Origin of the sequence: Bacteroides sp. D20 (assembly GCF_003436255.1) — a bacterium.
Taxonomy (GTDB): domain Bacteria; phylum Bacteroidota; class Bacteroidia; order Bacteroidales; family Bacteroidaceae; genus Bacteroides; species Bacteroides uniformis.
Window position 1 is genome coordinate 159,200 of record NZ_QSOO01000004.1, and the last position, 20,739, is coordinate 179,938.

At 47.7% G+C, this 20,739-nt stretch carries 20 protein-coding genes and 1 tRNA gene; 4 read left to right on the forward strand and 17 right to left on the reverse strand.

Annotated elements, in window-relative coordinates; genetic code table 11:
• Positions 1-3: 3 nt before the first annotated feature.
• The 3 genes from coaBC to dnaN form a co-directional block, all read right to left on the reverse strand.
• Positions 4-1,233: a bifunctional phosphopantothenoylcysteine decarboxylase/phosphopantothenate--cysteine ligase CoaBC gene (coaBC, locus tag DXD78_RS05675; protein ID WP_005832361.1), complete on the reverse strand. Its 1,230-nt coding sequence runs from the start codon at positions 1,231-1,233 to the stop codon at positions 4-6.
• Complete coding sequence (locus DXD78_RS05680) at positions 1,234-2,004, reverse strand: 3'-5' exonuclease (RefSeq protein WP_005831385.1); 771 nt, start codon at positions 2,002-2,004, stop codon at positions 1,234-1,236.
• Between the two features lie 138 nt (positions 2,005-2,142).
• Positions 2,143-3,267 carry a DNA polymerase III subunit beta gene (gene dnaN, locus DXD78_RS05685; protein ID WP_005831387.1) on the reverse strand — a complete coding sequence of 375 codons (1,125 nt, stop codon included), beginning with the start codon at positions 3,265-3,267 and terminating at the stop codon, positions 2,143-2,145.
• A gap of 187 nt (positions 3,268-3,454) precedes the next feature.
• Here dnaN and DXD78_RS05690 point away from each other — a divergent pair, with 187 nt between their 5' ends.
• Complete coding sequence (locus DXD78_RS05690) at positions 3,455-3,823, forward strand: DUF3127 domain-containing protein (RefSeq protein ID WP_005831391.1); 369 nt, start codon at positions 3,455-3,457, stop codon at positions 3,821-3,823.
• Positions 3,824-3,990: 167 nt separating this feature from the next.
• Here DXD78_RS05690 and DXD78_RS05695 read toward each other — a convergent pair whose 3' ends face one another.
• From DXD78_RS05695 to DXD78_RS05715, 5 genes are all read right to left on the reverse strand, one after another.
• Positions 3,991-5,625 (reverse strand): DUF3352 domain-containing protein, encoded by a 1,635-nt coding sequence (locus tag DXD78_RS05695; protein WP_005831393.1) that lies wholly within the window; start codon positions 5,623-5,625, stop codon positions 3,991-3,993.
• Positions 5,626-5,697: 72 nt separating this feature from the next.
• On the reverse strand, positions 5,698-6,465 hold the full coding sequence (locus DXD78_RS05700) for an MBL fold metallo-hydrolase (protein WP_034529604.1): 768 nt from the start codon (positions 6,463-6,465) through the stop codon (positions 5,698-5,700).
• Positions 6,466-6,535: 70 nt separating this feature from the next.
• Positions 6,536-7,522, reverse strand: coding sequence for a UDP-N-acetylmuramate dehydrogenase (gene murB / locus DXD78_RS05705; protein ID WP_009038213.1), 987 nt, complete (start codon positions 7,520-7,522; stop codon positions 6,536-6,538).
• Positions 7,523-7,539: 17 nt separating this feature from the next.
• Positions 7,540-8,388 carry a DUF4348 domain-containing protein gene (locus DXD78_RS05710; protein WP_009038212.1) on the reverse strand — a complete coding sequence of 283 codons (849 nt, stop codon included), beginning with the start codon at positions 8,386-8,388 and terminating at the stop codon, positions 7,540-7,542.
• Between the two features lie 20 nt (positions 8,389-8,408).
• Positions 8,409-9,365 (reverse strand): NAD-dependent epimerase/dehydratase family protein, encoded by a 957-nt coding sequence (locus DXD78_RS05715; RefSeq protein WP_005831407.1) that lies wholly within the window; start codon positions 9,363-9,365, stop codon positions 8,409-8,411.
• 153 nt (positions 9,366-9,518) lie between these two features.
• Here DXD78_RS05715 and kbl point away from each other — a divergent pair, with 153 nt between their 5' ends.
• Entirely contained in the window at positions 9,519-10,706 is a 1,188-nt protein-coding gene (gene kbl / locus DXD78_RS05720; protein ID WP_009038211.1) for a glycine C-acetyltransferase, read from the forward strand.
• A gap of 147 nt (positions 10,707-10,853) precedes the next feature.
• On the opposite strand, the gene DXD78_RS05725 is transcribed toward kbl, so the two are convergent.
• The 9 genes from DXD78_RS05725 to purU all read right to left on the reverse strand — a co-directional run bounded on the left by DXD78_RS05725 (position 10,854) and on the right by purU (position 18,780).
• Positions 10,854-11,336 (reverse strand): ferritin, encoded by a 483-nt coding sequence (locus DXD78_RS05725; protein WP_005831414.1) that lies wholly within the window; start codon positions 11,334-11,336, stop codon positions 10,854-10,856.
• Between the two features lie 142 nt (positions 11,337-11,478).
• Positions 11,479-12,639 (reverse strand): diaminopimelate decarboxylase, encoded by a 1,161-nt coding sequence (gene lysA, locus DXD78_RS05730; RefSeq protein WP_005831416.1) that lies wholly within the window; start codon positions 12,637-12,639, stop codon positions 11,479-11,481.
• Positions 12,640-12,792: 153 nt separating this feature from the next.
• Complete coding sequence (locus tag DXD78_RS05735; protein WP_005831418.1) at positions 12,793-14,112, reverse strand: aspartate kinase; 1,320 nt, start codon at positions 14,110-14,112, stop codon at positions 12,793-12,795.
• Positions 14,113-14,235: 123 nt separating this feature from the next.
• A complete protein-coding gene (locus DXD78_RS05740) occupies positions 14,236-14,943 on the reverse strand; it encodes a cell division ATP-binding protein FtsE (protein WP_009038210.1) in 708 nt (235 codons plus the stop codon).
• 23 nt (positions 14,944-14,966) lie between these two features.
• Positions 14,967-15,572: a bifunctional phosphoribosyl-AMP cyclohydrolase/phosphoribosyl-ATP diphosphatase HisIE gene (gene hisIE, locus DXD78_RS05745; protein WP_009038209.1), complete on the reverse strand. Its 606-nt coding sequence runs from the start codon at positions 15,570-15,572 to the stop codon at positions 14,967-14,969.
• A gap of 121 nt (positions 15,573-15,693) precedes the next feature.
• Complete coding sequence (hisF, locus tag DXD78_RS05750) at positions 15,694-16,449, reverse strand: imidazole glycerol phosphate synthase subunit HisF (protein WP_005831425.1); 756 nt, start codon at positions 16,447-16,449, stop codon at positions 15,694-15,696.
• A gap of 49 nt (positions 16,450-16,498) precedes the next feature.
• A complete protein-coding gene (gene hisA, locus DXD78_RS05755) occupies positions 16,499-17,221 on the reverse strand; it encodes a 1-(5-phosphoribosyl)-5-[(5-phosphoribosylamino)methylideneamino]imidazole-4-carboxamide isomerase (RefSeq protein WP_005831427.1) in 723 nt (240 codons plus the stop codon).
• Between the two features lie 20 nt (positions 17,222-17,241).
• Positions 17,242-17,832, reverse strand: a complete 591-nt coding sequence (hisH, locus tag DXD78_RS05760) for an imidazole glycerol phosphate synthase subunit HisH (protein WP_008664882.1) — start codon at positions 17,830-17,832, stop codon at positions 17,242-17,244.
• A gap of 90 nt (positions 17,833-17,922) precedes the next feature.
• Positions 17,923-18,780 (reverse strand): formyltetrahydrofolate deformylase, encoded by an 858-nt coding sequence (gene purU / locus DXD78_RS05765; RefSeq protein WP_005831431.1) that lies wholly within the window; start codon positions 18,778-18,780, stop codon positions 17,923-17,925.
• A gap of 359 nt (positions 18,781-19,139) precedes the next feature.
• Between purU and DXD78_RS05770 the strand changes: the two genes are divergently transcribed.
• Both DXD78_RS05770 and DXD78_RS05775 read left to right on the forward strand, forming a co-directional pair.
• A tRNA-Asp gene (locus DXD78_RS05770) sits at positions 19,140-19,213 on the forward strand.
• A 242-nt stretch (positions 19,214-19,455) separates the two neighbouring features.
• Complete coding sequence (locus DXD78_RS05775) at positions 19,456-20,691, forward strand: site-specific integrase (RefSeq protein WP_117652582.1); 1,236 nt, start codon at positions 19,456-19,458, stop codon at positions 20,689-20,691.
• Positions 20,692-20,739: the final 48 nt, after the last annotated feature.

The window sequence follows — 20,739 nt, forward strand, 5'->3', positions numbered from 1 at the left end:
TTACTATTTACTATTTAAATCTTTCACCAGACGGTCTACGATGTCGGCAGCCACTTCGGCTTTGGACTTCAAGGGGTAGTCCGTCTTTCCCTGGTGGTCTATGATACTGATTTTATTGGTATCGCAACGAAAACCGGCTCCCTTGTCGTTCAGGGAGTTCAGCACGATGAAGTCCAGATTCTTGCGGTTGAGCTTGTCTTCCGCATTCATCTGCTCGTTATGAGTCTCAAGGGCAAAGCCTACGAGGAGGCGCCGTTGGTGCTCTGTATCGTTCTTCAGATTGCCTAAGAAAGCGGCTATGTCGCGAGTAGGTTTCAAGTTCAAACTCATCTCCCCGGTCTTTTCACGCTTGATTTTCTCATCCGCCACTTGTTCGGGGGTGTAGTCTGCCACGGCAGCCGTCAAGATGGCGGCATCGGCATGGACAAAGGCGGCGGATGCAGCCTCGAACATCTCCTGCGCCGACTCTACCGCATGGTACTGGTGCATCGGGAAGTAAGTGCCTTGCTGCACCGGACCGGCAATCAGTATCACCTTGGCCCCTCTGGCGGTACATTCATCTGCCAGGGCAAGTCCCATCTTGCCGGAAGAATAGTTGCCGATGAAGCGCACCGGGTCTATCTTCTCATAAGTAGGTCCTGCGGTTATCATCACTGTCTTGCCCACCAGGTCGCCATCTTTGGCAGCAAAGTACATTTCCAGGTGGCGGATGATATTCTCCGGCTCCTCCATACGGCCTTTCCCCACCAGATGGCTGGCGAGTTCTCCCGTAGCAGGTTCTATGATGTGGTTTCCATAAGAGCGGAGTGTATCCAGATTCTTTTGGGTGGAAGGATGGGCATACATGTCCAGGTCCATGGCAGGCGCCACAAACACCGGAGCTTTGGCGGAAAGATAGGTGGTAATCAGCATATTGTCTGCCACGCCATTCGCCATCTTGCCGATGGTGGAAGCCGTAGCCGGGGCTATCAGCATGGCATCTGCCCACAGACCGAGGTCCACATGGCTGTTCCAGGTGCCATCGCGTTGGGCAAAGAACTCACTGATAACCGGTTTGCTGGTCAGGGCAGAGAGCGTGATAGGGGTAATAAATTCTTTTCCGGCAGGCGTAATGACCACTTGCACCTCTGCACCACGCTTAATCAGTCCGCGAATAATATAGCATGCTTTATAGGCGGCAATGCTGCCCGTAATGCCCAATACTATTTTCTTCCCTTTCAGTATATTTGCCATTTATTTCTGAGTCATTTCACGCAGACGTATCTTGGTCAGCGTGGCTTTGGTATTCAGGGTAAAATCACTGTTCAGAATCCAGCTGTAATAGCCGGGATCGCGCTTCAGGACATCGGATACCGACATGCCCTTGTACTTGCCGAAGTTGAATACTTCCACACCTTTGTCATCGTAGACCATACGACCGGCAAAGTCCACATTCTTGTTGAAGCTGGAATAGTCGGCAAGGAAAGCCACGTCATTCTGCAACTCCGGATAGCGGTCCAACTGCGACATCAGCACCTCGTAGGTGGCACGTGTATCAGCCTCTGCCGTATGGGCGTCTTCCAAATTCTTGCCGCAATAGAATTTATAGGCAGCAGACAGCGTGCGTTGCTCCATCTTGTGGAAAATGACCTGCACGTCCACAAACTTGCGGCGGCTCATGTCAATGTCCACACCGGCACGAAGGAACTCTTCCGCCAGGACGGGGATATCAAAACGGTTGGAGTTGAAGCCCGCCAAGTCGCATCCTTCAATGTCATTGGCAATGTTGCGCGCCACTTCCTTGAATGTGGGGCAGTCGGCTATATCGGCATCGTAGATGCCATGAACGGCAGATGCTTCGGCAGGAATGGGCATTTCGGGGTTGATACGCATGGTTTTGGACTCCTCATTCCCGTTGGGATATACCTTGAGGTAACAGATTTCGACAATTCGGTCTGAGTTGATATTGGTACCCGTAGTCTCCAAATCAAAAAAGACTATCGGATTTTTCAGATTCAATTTCATTGTTTTTTCGTTTTATAAGCTCTGGCTATGAGCTATAAATTATAAGTTTAACTTACAAGCCACGAGCTACAAGTACCGTGCGGCATAATTGCGCAGCCACTTGTAGCTCGTAGCTCATAATCCGATTGCTAATATTCATCAGTCATTCAGCATCATCGGCATCAGCAGCATCAGCAAGTCTTCGTTCTCTTCCTGCTCTACCGGAATAATGACACCTGCACGTGAAGGATCTGCCAGTTCGATAACGATTTCATCGGCAGAAATGTTATTCAGAATGTCAATCAGGAAAGTGGACTTGAAACCGATGCTCATCGGATTGCCCGCATATTGGCAAACCAGTGTTTCTTCGGCCGATGTAGAGAAGTCGATGTCCTGTGCGGAGATGACAATCAGATTCTCCTGCATACGGAGCTTGATAAGGCTGCTTGCCTGCGAGGAGAAGATAGACACGCGGCGCAAAGCACCGAGCAGTTGCAGACGGTCTACCGTCACTTTATAAGGGTTGTTCTGCGGAATCACAGAGTTGTAGTTGGGATAGCGTCCTTCGATGAGACGGCACACCATGCGGTAGCTTTCCAATGTGAACACAGCGTTGCGTTCGTCGAACTCGATAGTCACCATGCCTTGTTCTTTCGGCAGCAGATTCTTCATCAGCGAAGCCGGCTTCTTGGGCAGGATAAAGGCGGCACGTTCGTTACCTTTGGCAGCCAGTGTCTTGCAGCGCACCAGCTTATGACCGTCTGATGCCACCATCGTGATGTCCTCCGTTGTGATATCGAAATAGATACCGTTCATCACGGGACGAAGCTCGTCATCAGCCGTAGCAAACACGGCACGGTTGATACCACCCAGCAACACTTGTGCATCCATTTCCACACGTACGGCATTGTCACCCAACATGGCAGACTGCGGGAACTCGTCCGCATTCTGCCCCATCAGGCTGTATTTACCGTTCTGATACTGTACCGTGATTTCAAGGGAATCCGTATTGATTTCAAAAGTCAACGGTTGTTCGGGAATTTCCTTCAAAGCGTCCAAAAGGGTTTTGGCTGTGACGGCAAAACGGCCGTCCATATCACTTTCATTCACTTCGACTGTAGTGACCATCGTCGTTTCACTGTCGGAAACAGTTGCAGACAAGGTTCCGTCTTGCAGTTCAAAGAGGAAACAATCCAAAATAGGCAACGCATTCTTCGAATTAATCACACGGCTGATAGCCTGCAAATGACTGGAGAGCGCAGTACTCGAAACGATAAATTTCATATCTTCTGTATATTTAAGTTTTTTATTTTGCTAACGTCTTAGAAACCGTTTTTATCTTTTTCAAACTGACGGACAAAGTTAAAAAAAGAATTCCCTACGACAAAGAAATAGCAAGAAAAAACAGCCGAATATTCGTCTCATATTCCTAAAAAATTGTAACTTCGCCGCATCATTTAAAAAGAAAACAATGGAATTTACAGGAAAAATCATCGCTATACTCCAGCCCAGAGGCGGAGTTTCCAAGTCAGGTAACGAATGGAAATCACAAGAATATGTGATTGAAGACCATGGCCAATATCCGCGCAAAATGTGTTTTGACGTATTTGGAGCGGACAAAATCGAACAGTTCAATATTCAGATGGGAGAAGAGCTGACAGTATCTTTTGATGTAGACGCACGCCAATGGCAAGACCGTTGGTTCAACAGTATTCGCGCATGGAAGGTAGAACGCGTAAGCACTGCCGCACCCGCTCCGGGCGCTCCCGTTCCACCGCCGGCTCCCACTGCCGCACCGGAATTCCTCGCAGGGGATGCAAAGGATGACCTGCCGTTCTAAGAATATGTTATAACTCACCACAGATTGCACAGATTAACACAGTTTATTCTAGAATTTTGATAATCAAGATTTTTTAGCTGTTTTAATCTGTGCAATCTGTGGTGAGTGTGTATTTTGACTTTCCTCGTGCTTATTTTCCCTCAGCACTCTACAGAATGACCGATTAATCACCCTTTATAAAGCAATACGATATTCGGATAAACCACCCCTTCTGTACAAGTGAATTGTACTGCAAGCATGAAATGACGGAAGAAGTTGGATTGACGGAAGAAGAAGTTCGGTATCAGACGCACATACGTTTCAGGCTGGCTCAGCATCATCTCCATATCCACCATCATCACAAAATTATATATGGGTGAAAGACTGCCTATACCCTCTTCGTACACCGGTGTTCCGTCTAACACATCTCCACTCTCCACCGCCTCAATATAGGCCGAAAGGCTCAGTGCATCGGGAGCCAGCAACAGACTACCCCGATAGAAACAGGCAAAGGTATAAAGGGCAGACTCCGTGATGCCCGTCAGCTGGGTAAGCAGCGTGTTACGGGGCAACACATATTTAGGGAACTTCCTTGCTTTGGGATACAACGAATTATTTGAAACCACCTTCGGCATAAGCGGAGCATCCTCTTCCTTGGGGGTACTGTAAAGCAGAGACTGCAAGCGGCGTTCCGCTGCCAGTTCATCCTTGAGAGGGATACACATCACGGCGCAAGGCAGCTTGTCCAACGTGTCTTTAGACTGGAACAAGCAAGACATCACGCTCTCGCCCGCATGCTCATTCAAGTAAGCAATCCACTCCTCGTCGCGCTGCTTGATATAGTCTGAATAGGTGGCCTTGGCATACTCCTGACTGGCAGTAAAGCCAAACCAGGAATTTCTGTCAGACATTGCCCAGCGATCGTAAAAGAAAGTGGAAGACGGAAGCAGAGCCCCGGAAAATCCGTCCTCTACCGGCTGCTGCACCCGCAAGGCATTGATAAACGTCTGTGTGGAATCCGACCCATGGCTGATGCCGGAGCAATAAATGGCATCTTCATTGAACTTCATGTCAAACTCCGCCCAACTGCCCAGCTGCGTCTGCGAACGGATACCGTCCGTAGGCTTCCCCATATCCACTCCTTTCATACGCACATAGACCGTGGCAGCCACGTTACTCTGCTTGCCCGCGTACATAGTGCGGAAAGAAGGGAGGTTCATCAGGGACTTTTTGCTGCGCCGCGCATCAATCACATGTTCTATCAAACGCTTCTGGAAACTTACAACCAGAAAATCGGGAGTGAAGTAGGCAGCCAGGAAACGACCGTCTGCCATGGGATAGATACGTATCTCCTCTCCCTTGTAATCGAAATACTTGGAAGGAAACGAACTGGAGCAGTACTTCTCCACAAAAGACTCCACCAACTCATAATCACCCGAACCCAAACTACAATACAATACTTGGTTCATCGGTGTATCCGGCTCGTGAAAGCTAATCAGCATCTTGTTCATCTGTTTACTCAGTCCATGCGGAGTATCCTCCACCAAAGTATACAAATACTTCTTCAAGTAAACAAAAAGCTCCGATACGTATAGAAAATGATTGTCTTTGCTGCAATTCAGTTCATTGATATCTTCCACGAGGTCTGCCATACGGTCGGTTTCGAGTATGGCTGTGGCATCTTGAGGCACCAAAGTATAAAGATTGAAATCCTGCCGGTTCTCCACCGAATTCAACCGCAGGAAGGAATACACGCCAAAACCGGTACATAGCAGCACTATGGACACAACGACAGCTATCTGTATGAGGAGTCGGAGTTTCATGGCATTTATTCATCAACTTTTGGCAAAAATAGCATTTTCTACTAATAAAACAAAACAAATGTTTCAAAAAGTTTAGAAATCTATTTCAAGTCCATCGTAGGCAAAGTGTACATGGGGTGGCAACAGCTTTTCGATGTCGGCATGAAGCCCTGCATGATGGCTCATATGGATAAAATAGGTCTCTTTGGCACCAATACGTCCGGCAGCCTCCAACGCCTCCGAAATACTCTGGTGCGTAGGATGCGGCTTTGGCCGTAAAGCATTCATTACCAAAACGTCCAAGCCCTTCAATTGTTCATAAGATTCTTCAGGCATCATGTGCATATCCGTGATATATCCCAGCCGGCCGCCAATGCGGTAGCCCAGGATGGGAAGCCTACCGTGCATCACCCGTAAAGGCAGCACCTCCGTCCGGTTGATGTGGAACGCCTGCCCCGCCTCCACTTCCTGCAGATAGATACGCGGAACTCCCGGATATACTTTATCGACAAAGCAGTAAGGCATCCTTGCCCGCAGATGGGCAGCAGTGTAGGCATCGGAATAGATAGGGATATCGGCAAAACGGCCGAACGGGCGCAAATCATCCAGACCGCCCACATGGTCATAGTGTTCGTGTGTCACCAGTACGCCGTCTATCTTCTCAAAAGAAGAGGCGCGCAGCATCTGTTCCCTGAAGTCAGGGCCACAATCTATCAATATCACCGCATCATCCGTATGCAGCAGGGATGACGCACGCAAGCGGTTGTCCCGCGGGTCAGTGGAAGTGCAGACCGGACAAGTACAGCCTATCTCAGGCACTCCGGTCGAAGTTCCGCTTCCTAGTATTCTGAGTTTTCCCATTGACTAAATCAAATAAATTTCTAAAATCAGGTTATATACAACGATGTTTGGGTGCGTCAAAACTCTCTTACTATTTTATCAAACAAACTTCCGGGTGAATGTCAATGCCGAATTTCTCGCGGACAGAAGCCCGCACGGCATCCGAAAGAGCAACAATATCCGCTCCCGTGGCACCACCCGAGTTCACCAGTACCAACGCCTGCCGGCCGTGCACCGCAGCAGGCCCCAGCGCCTTCCCTTTCCAGCCACACCGGTCTATCATCCAGGCAGCCGGTATCTTTACCCGGCCGGCATCCACATCATAGTGGGGCATATCCGGATATTCCCGTTGCAAAGACTCGAACTGCCGACGCGGCACGATGGGGTTCATAAAAAAACTACCCGCATTGCCCAGCACCTTCGGGTCGGGCAACTTGCTTTGACGGATGTCTATAATCACGCGGCGCAAAGTTTCCAGATTCAGCACCGGATATTTCTCCAGCTCCTGCCGGATAGTACCGTAATCCAATGTATAATGTTCCCGTTTACTCAAGCAGAAGTTCACGTAAGTCACAAACACGGCCTTCATCTCCGGTTGCTTAAACAAGCTCTTTCTGTAGGAGTAGCCGCATTCATCCACCCCGTAGATACGCTTCTCCCTTGCCATATTTATGGTTTCCACGGATGTTATCAGGTCCTTTACTTCCACACCATAAGCACCGATATTCTGTACTGCACTTGCCCCGACCTCACCCGGTATCAGCGAAAGGTTCTCGGCACCATACCAATGTCGTTTCACACACCAAGCCACAAAATCGTCCCATACCACACCAGCACCCACACGCACCCACACGTGCTCCTCATCCTCTGACGCCACCTCCAGGCCACCGATACGTGAATGCAGCACCGTGCCTTCATAATCCTTGATAAAGAGCAGGTTGCTCCCTCCACCGATATGCAGCCAGGGCGCAACGACCTGTCCTGCCGCAATCAGCTCCCGCAGTTCATCCTCCGAACCGTATTCCAGAAATCTTGCAGCAGTAACGTCAATTCCAAATGTATTGGGTATCTTCCTCAAACCTTTCCTCCTTTATTTTAAATGCTCGTGTCTTCATATTTGTACAGCTCCCATCCCTTACTGCGTTTGCGGAAATAGAAGATATTGGAGTATCCGTTGCCTATGCCATTTACCTTCAGTATTTTGGTGTCCGACAAGTCCTCATTCTTCTGTCCGTAATTGATATTAGACAATCTGTCGGTAGGCATTACCGGACGGAAGGCATACCACTGGTCCACATCCAAAGTGGTTTCCAGGATAGAGAACTCGTCGTCAGGGTCTATGGTGATGAATTGTAGCGGATGGCTGATATGCTTGCTCTGATAGACACTGTCCGTCACAAAACGGGTATAGAATTCCACGAAGTCCTCATTTTCGCCTTTCTCCATCTCGCGCAGGTTGATGGCTTCGAGCATCCACATTCCCCGCTTCTTCTCAAAATAATAACGCTTCATCATACGCGTTTTCAAGAAAATCCACTCCACTTGTACCGATGTCAGCGTAGTATCGCCCACCATGTCCATATCCTCTTCCTTATCAAAAAGCAAGGTGTAATAGTTCTGCTTGGTAAACAGATAATCGTGCTTCCAGAAGTCCGCCTCTATCTTCAGCGGAGTGTCACGGTCATAATAGGGCAAAGGAAATACCGTCCTCTGCCTTTGCAGAGCATCATCCGAAGCATAATTGAAGATAAAATCATCAAACAGCTCGTCTGCCTCCATCGGCTTCGGTTCTTCCTTCACTTCTGCTTCCAGCAGCGTATCGGCCTTGTGACCGGCCGAATCCACCATTTCCGTAATGGTAGCAAAGGGATCCATTTTCGCCTTTTTGTTTCCACACGAAATCAAAAAGGCGAACAACAAAAATCCCAATAAAAGTTTTTTCATTCTTTACGGACCGCTTACGGTCACTTGTTTAATTTAGCCCTTAATTTCTCAAGCATGTCTACGGTCATGGACTCCAGGTCGTACTGCGGCATCCAGTCCCATTCCTCGCGTGCACAAGAGTCATCCAGAGAGTCGGGCCAGCTGTCGGCAATGGCCTGCTTCAGCGGATCAATCTCGTATGCCATCTCAAAATCAGGCATATGCTTCTTAATTTCCTGATAAATCTGTTCCGGGTCAAAACTCATGGAGGCGATGTTGAAGGCGTTGCGGTGCTTCAGCCTTGCCGGTGCCGCTTCCATCAGCGAGATGGCCGCGTTCAGTGCGTCGGGCATATACATCATATCCATATACGTGCCGGCCTTCACCGGACATACGAATTTTTCTCCCTTCACGGCAGAGTAGAAGATATCCACCGCATAGTCCGTAGTGCCGCCACCCGGAGGGGTCACGTTCGAAATAATTCCCGGAAAACGTACCGAGCGTGTATCCACACCATATTTTGTATAGTAATAGTCACTCAACAATTCAGTCGTCACTTTTGTCACGCCATACATGGTACGCGGACGCTGGATAGTGTCCTGCGGTGTCTTTACATGAGGCGTGGCTTCGCCGAACGAGCCGATGGAACTCGGGGTAAACACGGCACAATTGTACTCGCGCGCCACTTCCAGCACATTCCACAACCCGTCAATACCGATTTTCCAAGCCATGGCCGGACGGCTTTCGGCAACTACCGAGAGCAAGGCGGCCAGATTGTAGATAGTATCAATCTTGAACTGACGCGCCACCACCTCGATGGACTGACGGTCTGTCACGTCGGCAATGGCCGAAGGGCCGGATGCTTTCAATTCTCCCTTGGGCATAGCACTCGGAATGTATCCTGCCACAACATGGTCATCACCATAACGTTTGCGCAACTCCAGCGTGAGTTCCGACCCAATCTGTCCGGTAGCTCCAATTACCAAAATATTCTTCATACGAGTTATTTATAAGGTTTCGTTATTATATATGGTGCAAATATACACACTTTTTTTTCATATTTCTGCCATATTGATATTGTTTATTCCAAGAAAAATGATGTTCTTTGTGGGAAATGTAATGACAACGTATTACCTAAAAAATAAAATGCTATGTACGGTAAAATGAAAGACCATCTCAGCAAGACACTTGCTGAAATAAAAGAAGCCGGACTCTACAAGGAAGAGCGACTGATTGAGAGTGCACAACAAGCTGCCATCAGCGTAAAAGGCAAAGAGGTGCTGAACTTCTGTGCCAACAATTACCTGGGACTGTCCAACCACCCGCGGCTGATTGCCGCCGCCCAGCAGATTATGGAACGCCGCGGATACGGCATGTCGTCCGTACGCTTCATCTGCGGAACGCAGGACATCCACAAGGAGCTGGAAGCAGCCATCTCCGACTACTTCAAGACTGAAGACACCATTCTCTACGCCGCTTGTTTCGACGCCAATGGCGGTGTGTTCGAGCCCCTCTTCACCGAGGAAGACGCCATCATCTCGGACTCCCTAAACCATGCTTCCATCATTGACGGCGTACGCCTCTGCAAAGCCAAACGCTATCGCTACGCCAATGCCGACATGGCCGACCTGGAAAGATGCCTGCAGGAAGCCCAGGCACAGCGTTTCCGTATCGTAGTTACGGACGGGGTATTCTCCATGGACGGCAACGTTGCCCCGATGGACTGCATTTGCGACCTTGCCGAGAAATACGACGCGCTGGTCATGGTGGACGAATCACACTCCGCCGGCGTGGTAGGCCCTACAGGACACGGCGTAAGCGAACAATACGGCACCTACGGACGCGTAGACATCTATACCGGAACTTTGGGCAAAGCCTTTGGCGGCGCTTTGGGAGGATTCACTACCGGACGCAAGGAAATCATCGACCTGCTACGCCAACGCAGCCGTCCGTACCTCTTCTCCAACTCATTGGCTCCGGGCATCATCGGCGCCAGCCTCGAGGTATTCAAGATGCTCAAAGAGAGCAATGCCCTGCATGACAAACTGCTGGAAAACGTAAACTACTTCCGCAACAAGATGACCGCCGCCGGTTTCGACATCAAGCCGACACAAAGCGCCATCTGCGCCGTCATGCTGTATGATGCCAAACTCTCCCAGATTTATGCCGCCCGCATGCAGGAAGAAGGCATCTACGTCACCGGTTTCTACTACCCCGTAGTGCCCAAAGACCAGGCACGCATCCGCGTACAAATCTCTGCCGGACACGAAAAGGAGCATCTGGACAAATGTATCGCTGCATTTATTAAGGTGGGGAAAGAGCTGGGAGTGCTGAAATGAGTGATGAGTTATGAGTTATAAGTTATTTGCTTGTGCTTTCCCTTGCGGATATAAGCCCTTCATCAACAAATAACTCACAACTTATAACTCATAACTAAAAAAAATCCCGCGACTAAAATTAGCCGCGGGATTTTTTTAGTTTCTCTCTTATCTGCGTTCTCCCAGTTTTGAGTCAACGAAGAAGATTCCGGCATCACCGGCTTTCTTTATCATATCTACAATGCCGTCGGCAGTAGCTTCTTCTTCTACCTGCTCGCGCACGAATCCCCAAAGGAAGTCTTGTGTAGCCTTATCTTTTTCGGCAGAGGCAACATCTACCAATTCATCAATCATTTTGGAAACACGGCGTTCGTGCTGGGCTACCTGCTCGAACACTTCCAGTGGAGTACCGAAGTCATTGGGAACAACATCAATCTTGTCCAGTTTGGCCTTACCGCCACGCTTGATGATATAAGAAGCCATTTCACAAGCATGAGCTTTTTCTTCAGAAGCCTGCTTCTTCAACCAGGAAGCCATGCCGTTATAACCTTCTTTCTCCATATAGAAAGACATTGCCAGATAAAGGTTGGAAGACCACATCTCAGCCGTAATCTGCTCATTAATTGCATTCTGTAATTTTTCTGTAATCATAATCGTATTTATTTAAATTGAAATCATTACAAAAGTAACAAGAAACCTTAAAAGTTGTTCACGCAATAACATTTTTTATATAAAAACAGAAGCCTTGGTATAATAAATGCTTCGCCATTCATGCAACGCATCTCCAGCCTCTCTATACCAGCTCGTCCGACGTATATCCTTGAGGCAGCTCACGGCAGTTATAGCCCGAAGCCATAATTTCGCCATAAGCCCCTGCCGAACGGAGGGCGATAAGGTCGCCACGCTTCACCCCATTCAAATCAATAGCCTTACCGAATACATCAGAAGACTCACAGATGGGCCCTACGACATCATAAGCCTGAACCGGCGCATCCGAAGTGATATTCTCTATCTTATGGAACGCTTGGTAGAGTGCCGGACGAATCAAATCCGTCATGCCGGCATCCAGAATGGCAAACTGCTTGTTGGTGCCCTGCTTCACATAAAGCACCTGCGAAATCAATGAACCGCATTGTCCCACTACCGCACGTCCCAGCTCGAAGTGGAGCGTCTGGTGGGGACGGAGTTTCAGATGGCTGTTGTAAGTCTCGAAGTAGCTTTTGAAGTCGGGTATCGGCTGACGGTTGGGGTGACCGTAATCAATGCCGAGTCCGCCCCCCACATTGACGTGCTCGATGCGGATATGGCGAGCTTCCAGCTTATCCTGCAATTCGTTGACGCGGTTACACAAAGCCACGAAATCGCCCATATCCAATATTTGGGAACCGATGTGGAAATGCAGTCCGATGAATCTCAGGTTCTTCATATTCTGCGCAATGTCTATCACATGGTCCATATCCTGCATGCTGATACCAAACTTGTTTTCGGCCAGCCCAGTGGTAATATTGGCATGGGTATGGGCACCTACATTGGGATTGATACGGAAAGCCACATTGGCCACCTTACCTTTAGCGGCAGCCAGCTCGTTGATAATCTCCAGCTCGGGGACAGACTCCACATTAAAGCAGAAAATGTCATAATCCAGCCCCAGATTGATTTCCCAATCAGCCTTGCCCACCCCTGCAAAAACAATCTTGCCAGTGGGAAAACCTGCCTTGATGGCTGCACGGATTTCACCGCCACTTACACAGTCGGCACCCAAGCCATTCTCGCGGATAATGGCAAGCACCTTGGGATTGGCATTGGCCTTCACAGCATAATGCACCGAATAGTTACCATATCGGGCAGCTTCCGTACGGATGCACGAAAGTGTGTCGCGCAAGACCTTTGTGTCGTAGTAATAGAAGGGAGTACGCAATTCGCGGAATTTATGGATAGGGAATGTTCCTTTCATATAATAATCGTAATCTTTGTTTAGTTTAAAAAAAGGAAGATGAAAGAGGTGTCTACAAATAATTTTTCAGACGCAGATGACGCAGATTACACAAATAGGAAGCAAAAAGAATCTGCGTCATCTGTGTAATCTGCGTCTGAAAAATATCAAGAGTTATTCCTCATTGAACAGCGCATCACTGAGTGACTGCAACGCTGCCTTCTTGTCGCACTCGCGGATGAGGAAAGAGATATTATAGTTGCTACCACCGAAAGAAATCATACGTACCGGTATGTCGCGCATGGCATCCAATGCCTTGGCTTCGAAACCGACGTTTTCCCATTCGAGGTCGCCCACCACGCAGATGATGCACATGTCCTTGTCCACCGTCACTGTGCCATACTTCTTCAAGTCATCCAGAATTTCATTGAGATGCTTCACATTATCGATAGATACGGACACACCCACTTCTGAAGTACAAATCATATCGATGGAAGTCTGGTAGCTCTCGAATATCTCGAAAACCTTACGCAAGAATCCGTGAGCAAGCAACATGCGGCTGGATTTTATCTTGATGGCCGTAATGTTGTCCTTGGCAGCCACCGCCTTAATCTTACCCTTCTCCGTATCATTGGAAATCAGCGTACCCGGAGCAGTGGGGTCCATCGTATTGAGCAGACGGACGGGGATATTGGCATACTTGGCAGGCTGGATGCAGGTAGGGTGCAGAATCTTGGCACCGAAGTATGCCAGCTCGGCGGCCTCTTCGAAATGCAGATGACGCACCGGCGCAGTCTTGTCCACAATACGGGGGTCGTTGTTGTGCATGCCGTCGATATCCGTCCAAATCTGGATTTCGGAAGCGTTGATGGCAGCACCAATCAGCGAAGCCGTATAGTCGCTTCCGCCACGCTGCAGATTGTCTATCTCGCCGTAGGCATTGCGGCAGATGTACCCCTGAGTGATATAAATCTCAGCATCCGGATGCAGTTCCAGCTGAACTTGGAGCTTGTCCTTGATATAGACCGGATCGGGCTCGGCATTCTTGTCCGTACGCATGTATTCTAAAGCCGGAAGCAATACAGACTTCACGCCGCATTCCTGCAGATAGTAGTTCATCATGGCGGTGGAAATCAACTCGCCCTGAGCCAACACCACTTTCTCCTCAAACAGAGTGAAGAGGTCTTTGGTATAAGAACGGATATAGTCAAAATGTGATTTGATGAGTTCCAGGCCTTTCTGTTTATACTCCGGAGTAGCAAAGAGTTCATCAATGTGCTGGCGATATTTACTTTCCAGCTTGTTGATAATCTCGTTGGCACCTTCCGGATTCTTCTTGTACAGATAGTCCGAAATCTCAACCAATGTGTTTGTGGTACCCGACATGGCAGAGAGAACCACAATCTTACGTTCACCATCGGTAATCAATTTGGCCACTTCCTTCATTCGCTGAGCCGAACCTACTGAAGTACCTCCAAACTTTAAAACTTTCATTTTCGTTCCTGTATTAATTAGTTTATAGTTACAAGCTACGAGCTACAAGTAGGCAGCTGCGGAGCTTTATCGTTAATTTCTGTTCTTTATAAGAATCAGTAGTTAGAGATAACTACTTAACTACTAATCATGGGTTATTGCAGGGGCGTATTCTGCTGTAACATCAGTCATCAGATGGTCTGCGCACCGGTACACCTTGCCGGGAAACTCTCGCAGCAGCTGCAGGTTGTGCGTGGTCATCACCACCAGTGCGCCGGCTTCACTGATGCCGTGCAGAAGTTCTGCAATGGCATGTCCGGTTTCCGAATCCAGGTTTCCGGTAGGCTCATCCGCAAGGATTATCTCCGGAGAGTTGAGCACTGCACGCGCAATCACAATGCGCTGTTGCTCACCACCCGACAGTTCATTAGGCAGCTTATATCCTTTGTTGCTCATCCCCACCAGGTTCAACACCTCTTCTATTTTGTCCTTAATCTCCCCTTTGCTCTTCCAACCGGTAGCGCGGAGAACAAATTCAAGGTTGTCGTACACCGTACGGTCTGTCAGCAACTGGAAGTCCTGGAATACGATTCCCAGCTTGCGGCGCAACTGCGGGATGTGCTTACGCTTAATATGGAGCATGTCATACCCCAATACTTCAGCCTCGCCCGATGCAATATCCAGTTCGCCATAGAAAGTCTTGAGCAGGCTCGTCTTGCCGGAGCCCACTTTACCTACCAGGTACACGAACTCCCCTTTGTGAAGTTCCAAATTCACATCGTTCAGTACGCACAACTCCTGCTGGTGTATCTCTACGTCCGTATATCTTATCAGCGCCTCGCCCACCCCCATTTTAATTATTAATTTTTAATTACTTAATGTTTCTTCCACGTCGCACTGTGACGTTCCTCCAATTCACGCGCAAGGTCTTCAATGCGGTATCCTTTGGATGTGAGCAGCACGATGAGGTGATACAACAAATCAGCTCCTTCATAAATCAGGCGTTCGTCCGTACCGTTGCAAGCCTCAATGACGGTTTCCACAGCCTCTTCGCCTACCTTCTGTGCCATTTTGTTGATACCGGACTGGAAAAGACTGGTCGTATAGGAACCTTCGGGCATTTCATCATAACGCTTACAGATGAAATCCTGAAGAAGCTTTAGAAACATAACCGGCTGTTCGTTCTTCTCACCCCAGCAAGTATCTGTACCGGTATGGCAAACCGGGCCTACGGGATGTACCTGCACCAGTAACGTATCCCGGTCACAGTCTTCCTTCATGGAAACCACATTCAGGAAGTTGCCACTCTCCTCGCCTTTCGTCCAAAGGCGGTTCTTGGTACGGCTGAAGAAAGTCACCTTTCCAGTTTCCACCGTCTTGTCATAAGCCTCCTTGTTCATGAAGCCAAGCATCAGCACCTTAGCGGTATCTGCATCTTGTATAATCGCCGGAACGAGTCCGTTCATCTTGTCAAAATCCATTCTATTTACGATTTAGCTATTTACTATTTACGATTGATATTACTTTAAGTGACTGGAGACTTATGATTTGCTTGAGTAATCCCAATCGTAAATCGTAAATCGTCCAATCGTAAACTCACCTTCATCTTCTCATCGCAATTCCTTGGGCACAAAGATACGATTTTAATTCGGGAATTTTGATTTCTCCGAAATGAAAAACACTGGCTGCCAGGGCAGCATCTGCTTTTCCCTGCAAAAAGACGTCACGAAAATGTTCTTTGGCACCTGCCCCTCCCGATGCAATGATGGGGATGGACAATCCGTCGGCAAGGCTGGAAAGCGCTTCATTGGCATAACCGGTCTTGACACCGTCGTGATTCATGCTGGTGAACAATATCTCGCCCGCACCACGTTCCTGGGCTTCTTTTGTCCACGCAAACAGTTCCTTATCCGTTTCCACACGACCACCGTTCAAGTAGCACCGCCATCCCTTCTCTGTCTGTTTGGCATCAACTGCCAGTACACAAACCTGAGAACCGAAGTTCTTCGCAATCTCGTCTATCAATCCGGGACGGCGGATAGCTGAGGAATTGATGGAGATTTTATCGGCACCTGCATTCAGTAGCCTATCCACGTCACCCAGTTCATGAATGCCTCCACCTACAGTAAAAGGAATGCTGATATTCGCAGCTATGCGTTTCACCAATTCAGTGAAAGTCTTACGGCCTTCAAAACTGGCTGTGATGTCGAGAAAAACCAGTTCGTCGGCACCCTGCTCACTATAAGCACGCGCCAGTTCTACCGGGTCGCCGGCCTGGCGGAGGTTCACGAAATTGGTACCTTTCACTGTCTGCCCATCTTTAATGTCGAGGCAAGAAATGATTCTTTTTGCTAACACGGCGGTTTGAGTTATGAGTTATAAGTGATTAATTTTCAATTTTCACCTTTCAACTAACAAAGTTTTCCAGTTCTTTGAAGGTGATGCGGCCTTCGTACAGAGCCTTACCGAAAATAACGGCAGGTATGCCGACAACTTCCAAATGGCGTATATCATCGGCACAGCTTACGCCTCCACTGGCTATCAGATAGAGTTCAGGATGGTGCTCCAGTATCTCCTTATACAACGCTATCGATGGTCCTTGCAGCATTCCGTCACAACTGATATCAGTACAGATAACCTTACGGACCCCCTTCTCTACATAGTCTTTCAAGAACGGAAACAGTTCGCAGCCACTCTCATCCTTCCAACCATTGACGGCTATTTTATGCTCTTTCACATCAGCGCCAAGAATAATTTTCTCGGAACCATACATTTGAAGCCATTTGCAGAACAATTCGGGATTCTTCACAGCAATGCTGCCACCGGTCACCATCTGCGCACCGTTCTCAAAAGCTATCACCAAATCTTCATCACTCTTCACCCCACCTCCAAAATCAATAATAAGAGACGTACGCACAGCTATCTGTTCCAACGTACGGTAGTTTACCACATGATGGGAAGCCGCACCGTCCAAATCGACCACATGAAGTCTGCGGATACCATGAGCCTCCAGCTCCAGGGCCACTTCCACGGGATTTTCGTTGTACACCTTCTTGCTGTCATAATCGCCTTGGGAAAGGCGTACACATTTTCCGTCAATAATGTCAATAGCGGGAATCAGTTCTATCATTTTATTTACAATTTGACGATTTACAGTTCCAGGAAATTCCGCAAAATACGCTCTCCCACACTTCCACTCTTTTCCGGATGGAACTGTGTGGCGTAGTAATTGCCTTTATGCAAAGCGGCACTGAACGGATGAATGTAATCCGTCACGGCTGCCGTACAATCATTGACTGGCACATAGAAACTATGTACGAAATAAACAAACTCTTCTTTAGTAAAGCCTTTAAAAAGTCCGCTATTCGTCCGGGCAATGGTATTCCATCCCATATGAGGTACTTTATCCTCGTGCCTCTGCGAAATGAAACGTTTCACATCAGTATCAAAAATACCCAGGCAATCCACATCCCCCTCTTCAGAGTGGCGGCACATCAACTGCATGCCCAGGCAAATGCCCAATACCGGCTGGCGTAACTCCTTTATCAGCCTATCCATACCACCGGCACGCAAAAAGTCCATAGTGGTTTCTGCCTCTCCCACACCGGGAAAGATAACCTTATCGGCAGCACGTAGCACAGCCTCATCCGCCGTAATCACTGCCTCTACTCCCAGACGCTTCAAAGCATAATCCACCGAACGGATATTGCCTGCATTATATTTGACAACTGCAACTTTCATTTTTTTTAATTGAGAATTGACCATTGAAAGGTAATAATTGAAAGGTAATGACAAGTTCCCCACCATCAACTATCAATTATCAACTATCAACTAATTAAATATTACCGTTTTGTTCTTATATGCCAACACCTTGCGTTCAATATGCTTCTGAACAGCACGAGAAAGCACAATCTTTTCCAAGTCCTTACCCTTGTTCACCAAATCCTGCACAGTGTCCTTGTGTGTAATACGTACCACATCCTGCTCTATGATGGGACCGGCATCCAACTCTGTGGTAACATAGTGGCTGGTAGCTCCAATAATCTTCACTCCACGTTCAAACGCAGCATGATAGGGCTTCGCTCCCACAAATGCCGGAAGGAAAGAGTGATGGATATTGATTATCCTATTGGGATAAGCGTTTATCATTTGCTCGGAAATGACCTGCATGTAGCGCGCCAGCACTATGAAAGTTATCTTATGCTTTGCCAGTAACTCCATTTCCTTCTTCTCTTGTTCCTCCTTTGTCTCTTTGGTAATGGGGAAAAGATGGAAAGGAATACCGAAACGCTCGGCCACGTGCTGCAAATCGGGATGATTGCTTATAATAAGAGGTATCTCCACATTCCACTCACCAGCGGTGTAACGCGCCAACAAGTCGAACAAGCAATGGGACATCTTTGAAACAAAGATAGCCATACGCGGTTTTGTATCGGAGAAATAGAGACGGAAATTCATCTCATATTTCTGTGCATACAAAGTGGCAAAATAATCCTCAATCTTTTCCTGAGGCACCAGAAAATCTTTCAATTCCCATTCAATACGCATAAAAAAGATATTCTCTACATGGTCTACATACTGATCCAGATAGATAATATTACCTTTATTCACCGTTATAAAGTCTGTTACTTCTGCCAATATGCCTGGTTTGTCAGGGCAGTGTAGCAACAGTTTGGCTGTTTTCATCATCCTAAAATGTTTTTTATCATTTTTCAAATTACAACATTCTCGTTTTGAGTTCGCAAAAATAACGATTTATTGCAAAACAACGAACTTTTCGAGCAAGAAGTTTAAAACAAGCTCCGAAATGTTTCGTTTTCTCCAGGAAAGGTTTTCATATCAAGAATAAAACAGTGCATAAACGTATTTCTAAACAGTTGTTAAATTTACTTTTTTCTTATTTTTCCAATCTTCTCAATATGAGGATATAAAGCAAATACAGCACAAAACGCTTGGAAAAAAGTTCGCCATAGCTATTGCAGATATCAAAGAAATGCCTACCTTTGCAACCGCAATCAAGAGAGATAGCAACGAAAGAATGAAATAATGGTGCGTTAGTTCAGTTGGTTAGAATACATGCCTGTCACGCATGGGGTCACGGGTTCGAGTCCCGTACGCACCGCAACTCGAAAAAGCAAGATTAGGAAAAGCTCTGATTCCCAACGGAATTAGGGCTTTTTTATTGGTTTTCGGGCGGCAAAAAATAGCGTTTTAGAGAAGTTATGAGGGGCAAATTCAGGGTCCTTTTTAGGGTCACTGAAAAAAGCACCTGAAATGTATTATACTTCGCTGATTTTCATATTCTTGCATAGGATTTACCTGTTCCCTATTTTGCTAATTTTGTAACGCTAAAAACAAGGTGAAATGAAACAGGATTCAATGAAGGTTTTGTTCTTCATCCGCAAGAGCAGGCTGAAGAAAAACGGCGAGGCTCCGGTGTTCCTCCGGATAACCATCAACGGGCAACAGGATGAGATACGCATCCAACGCTCTGTACCCATCCATCTGTGGAATAACCTGAAGGGATGCAGCAAGGGAAAGGACCGTGTGTCCTTGGAACTGAACAGCTACATAGAGGCTCTGAAAGTACGGCTGTACCAAATCCATAAGGAACTGCTCTGCCGGGATGCGCTGATCACTCCCAGAAACATGCTGGTCAAACTGTTCTCTAAGGAGGAAAGACATTTGGTTGTGGAAACAATGAAAAAGTGTATTGATGACTGGCGCTCTCTTATCGGGCAGGAATACCAGCCGTCTACTATCTCCCGCTATGACAACTGCTATGAATCGCTGAAAACAGTGGTAAAGGAATTCTATAAGAAGGAGGACATCACGTTCTACGAACTGAACGGGGAATTCATCGACACGTTTGAAATGCACCTGCGGACAGAGAGGAAACTCTCGCAGAATACACTTACTAAATACATGAGCTGCTTCCGCAAGGTGTTGGGCATAGCCAGAGATAACGGCTGGCTGAACTTTGATCCGCTGGTGGGCAAACGGAAACGGCTGTTCAAGAAAGAAGAGACGTGTCCGACTTTCCTCACACTGGACGAACTGCAACGAATCATGGAGAAGGAGTTTTCGACGGAACGGCTGAACCATGTGAAGGACTTCTTCCTGTTCTGTTGTTATACCGGGCTCTCGTACATAGATGTGAGTACCCTACGTCCCATACATCTGTACAGGGACAACAACGGGAAGCTGTGGATACACAAGTCGAGGGTGAAAATCACGACGAACAAGGAAACCTGCACGAGTAATGTGCCGTTGCTACCGCCCGCCATCGCTATTCTGGAGAAATACAAGGGGTGGAATGAAAAGGATCCGGACGCACCTTGCCTGCCCATCCCGTCGAATCAGAAGATGAACGAATATTTGAAGGAAATAGCTACTTTGTGCGATATAAAGAAACGCCTGACCGTCCATGTGAGCCGGCACACCTTCGCGACCACGGTGACGCTTGCTAACCACGTGGCCATCCAGAACGTGTCGAAAATGCTGGGACATTCGTCCACACGCATGACTCAGCATTACGCGCGGGTGCTTGACAACAGCATCATGGAGGACATGAAAGGAGTGGCTGGAATATTCCGCTAAATGTTTCATGAAGTCTGAAATACTTCTCAACCGGCTGGTCTTATAACA

Bases quoted from the DNA above. Each gene is read 5' to 3' on its own strand.
- kbl (WP_009038211.1), top strand. From the start codon at position 9,519: ATGTACGGTAAAATGAAAGACCATCTCAGCAAGACACTTGCTGAAATA.
- DXD78_RS05775 (WP_117652582.1), top strand. From the start codon at position 19,456: ATGAAACAGGATTCAATGAAGGTTTTGTTCTTCATCCGCAAGAGCAGG.
- DXD78_RS05735 (WP_005831418.1), bottom strand. From the start codon at position 14,112: ATGAAAGTTTTAAAGTTTGGAGGTACTTCAGTAGGTTCGGCTCAGCGA.
- DXD78_RS05700 (WP_034529604.1), bottom strand. From the start codon at position 6,465: ATGGGAAAACTCAGAATACTAGGAAGCGGAACTTCGACCGGAGTGCCT.
- hisIE (WP_009038209.1), bottom strand. From the start codon at position 15,572: ATGGATTTTGACAAGATGAACGGACTCGTTCCGGCGATTATACAAGAT.
- DXD78_RS05710 (WP_009038212.1), bottom strand. From the start codon at position 8,388: ATGAAAAAACTTTTATTGGGATTTTTGTTGTTCGCCTTTTTGATTTCG.
- hisA (WP_005831427.1), bottom strand. From the start codon at position 17,221: ATGATAGAACTGATTCCCGCTATTGACATTATTGACGGAAAATGTGTA.
- DXD78_RS05715 (WP_005831407.1), bottom strand. From the start codon at position 9,365: ATGAAGAATATTTTGGTAATTGGAGCTACCGGACAGATTGGGTCGGAA.
- purU (WP_005831431.1), bottom strand. From the start codon at position 18,780: ATGATGAAAACAGCCAAACTGTTGCTACACTGCCCTGACAAACCAGGC.
- dnaN (WP_005831387.1), bottom strand. From the start codon at position 3,267: ATGAAATTTATCGTTTCGAGTACTGCGCTCTCCAGTCATTTGCAGGCT.
- DXD78_RS05740 (WP_009038210.1), bottom strand. From the start codon at position 14,943: ATGGGGGTGGGCGAGGCGCTGATAAGATATACGGACGTAGAGATACAC.
- hisH (WP_008664882.1), bottom strand. From the start codon at position 17,832: ATGAAAGTTGCAGTTGTCAAATATAATGCAGGCAATATCCGTTCGGTG.
- coaBC (WP_005832361.1), bottom strand. From the start codon at position 1,233: ATGGCAAATATACTGAAAGGGAAGAAAATAGTATTGGGCATTACGGGC.
- DXD78_RS05690 (WP_005831391.1), top strand. From the start codon at position 3,455: ATGGAATTTACAGGAAAAATCATCGCTATACTCCAGCCCAGAGGCGGA.
- DXD78_RS05695 (WP_005831393.1), bottom strand. From the start codon at position 5,625: ATGAAACTCCGACTCCTCATACAGATAGCTGTCGTTGTGTCCATAGTG.
- DXD78_RS05680 (WP_005831385.1), bottom strand. From the start codon at position 2,004: ATGAAATTGAATCTGAAAAATCCGATAGTCTTTTTTGATTTGGAGACT.
- lysA (WP_005831416.1), bottom strand. From the start codon at position 12,639: ATGAAAGGAACATTCCCTATCCATAAATTCCGCGAATTGCGTACTCCC.
- DXD78_RS05725 (WP_005831414.1), bottom strand. From the start codon at position 11,336: ATGATTACAGAAAAATTACAGAATGCAATTAATGAGCAGATTACGGCT.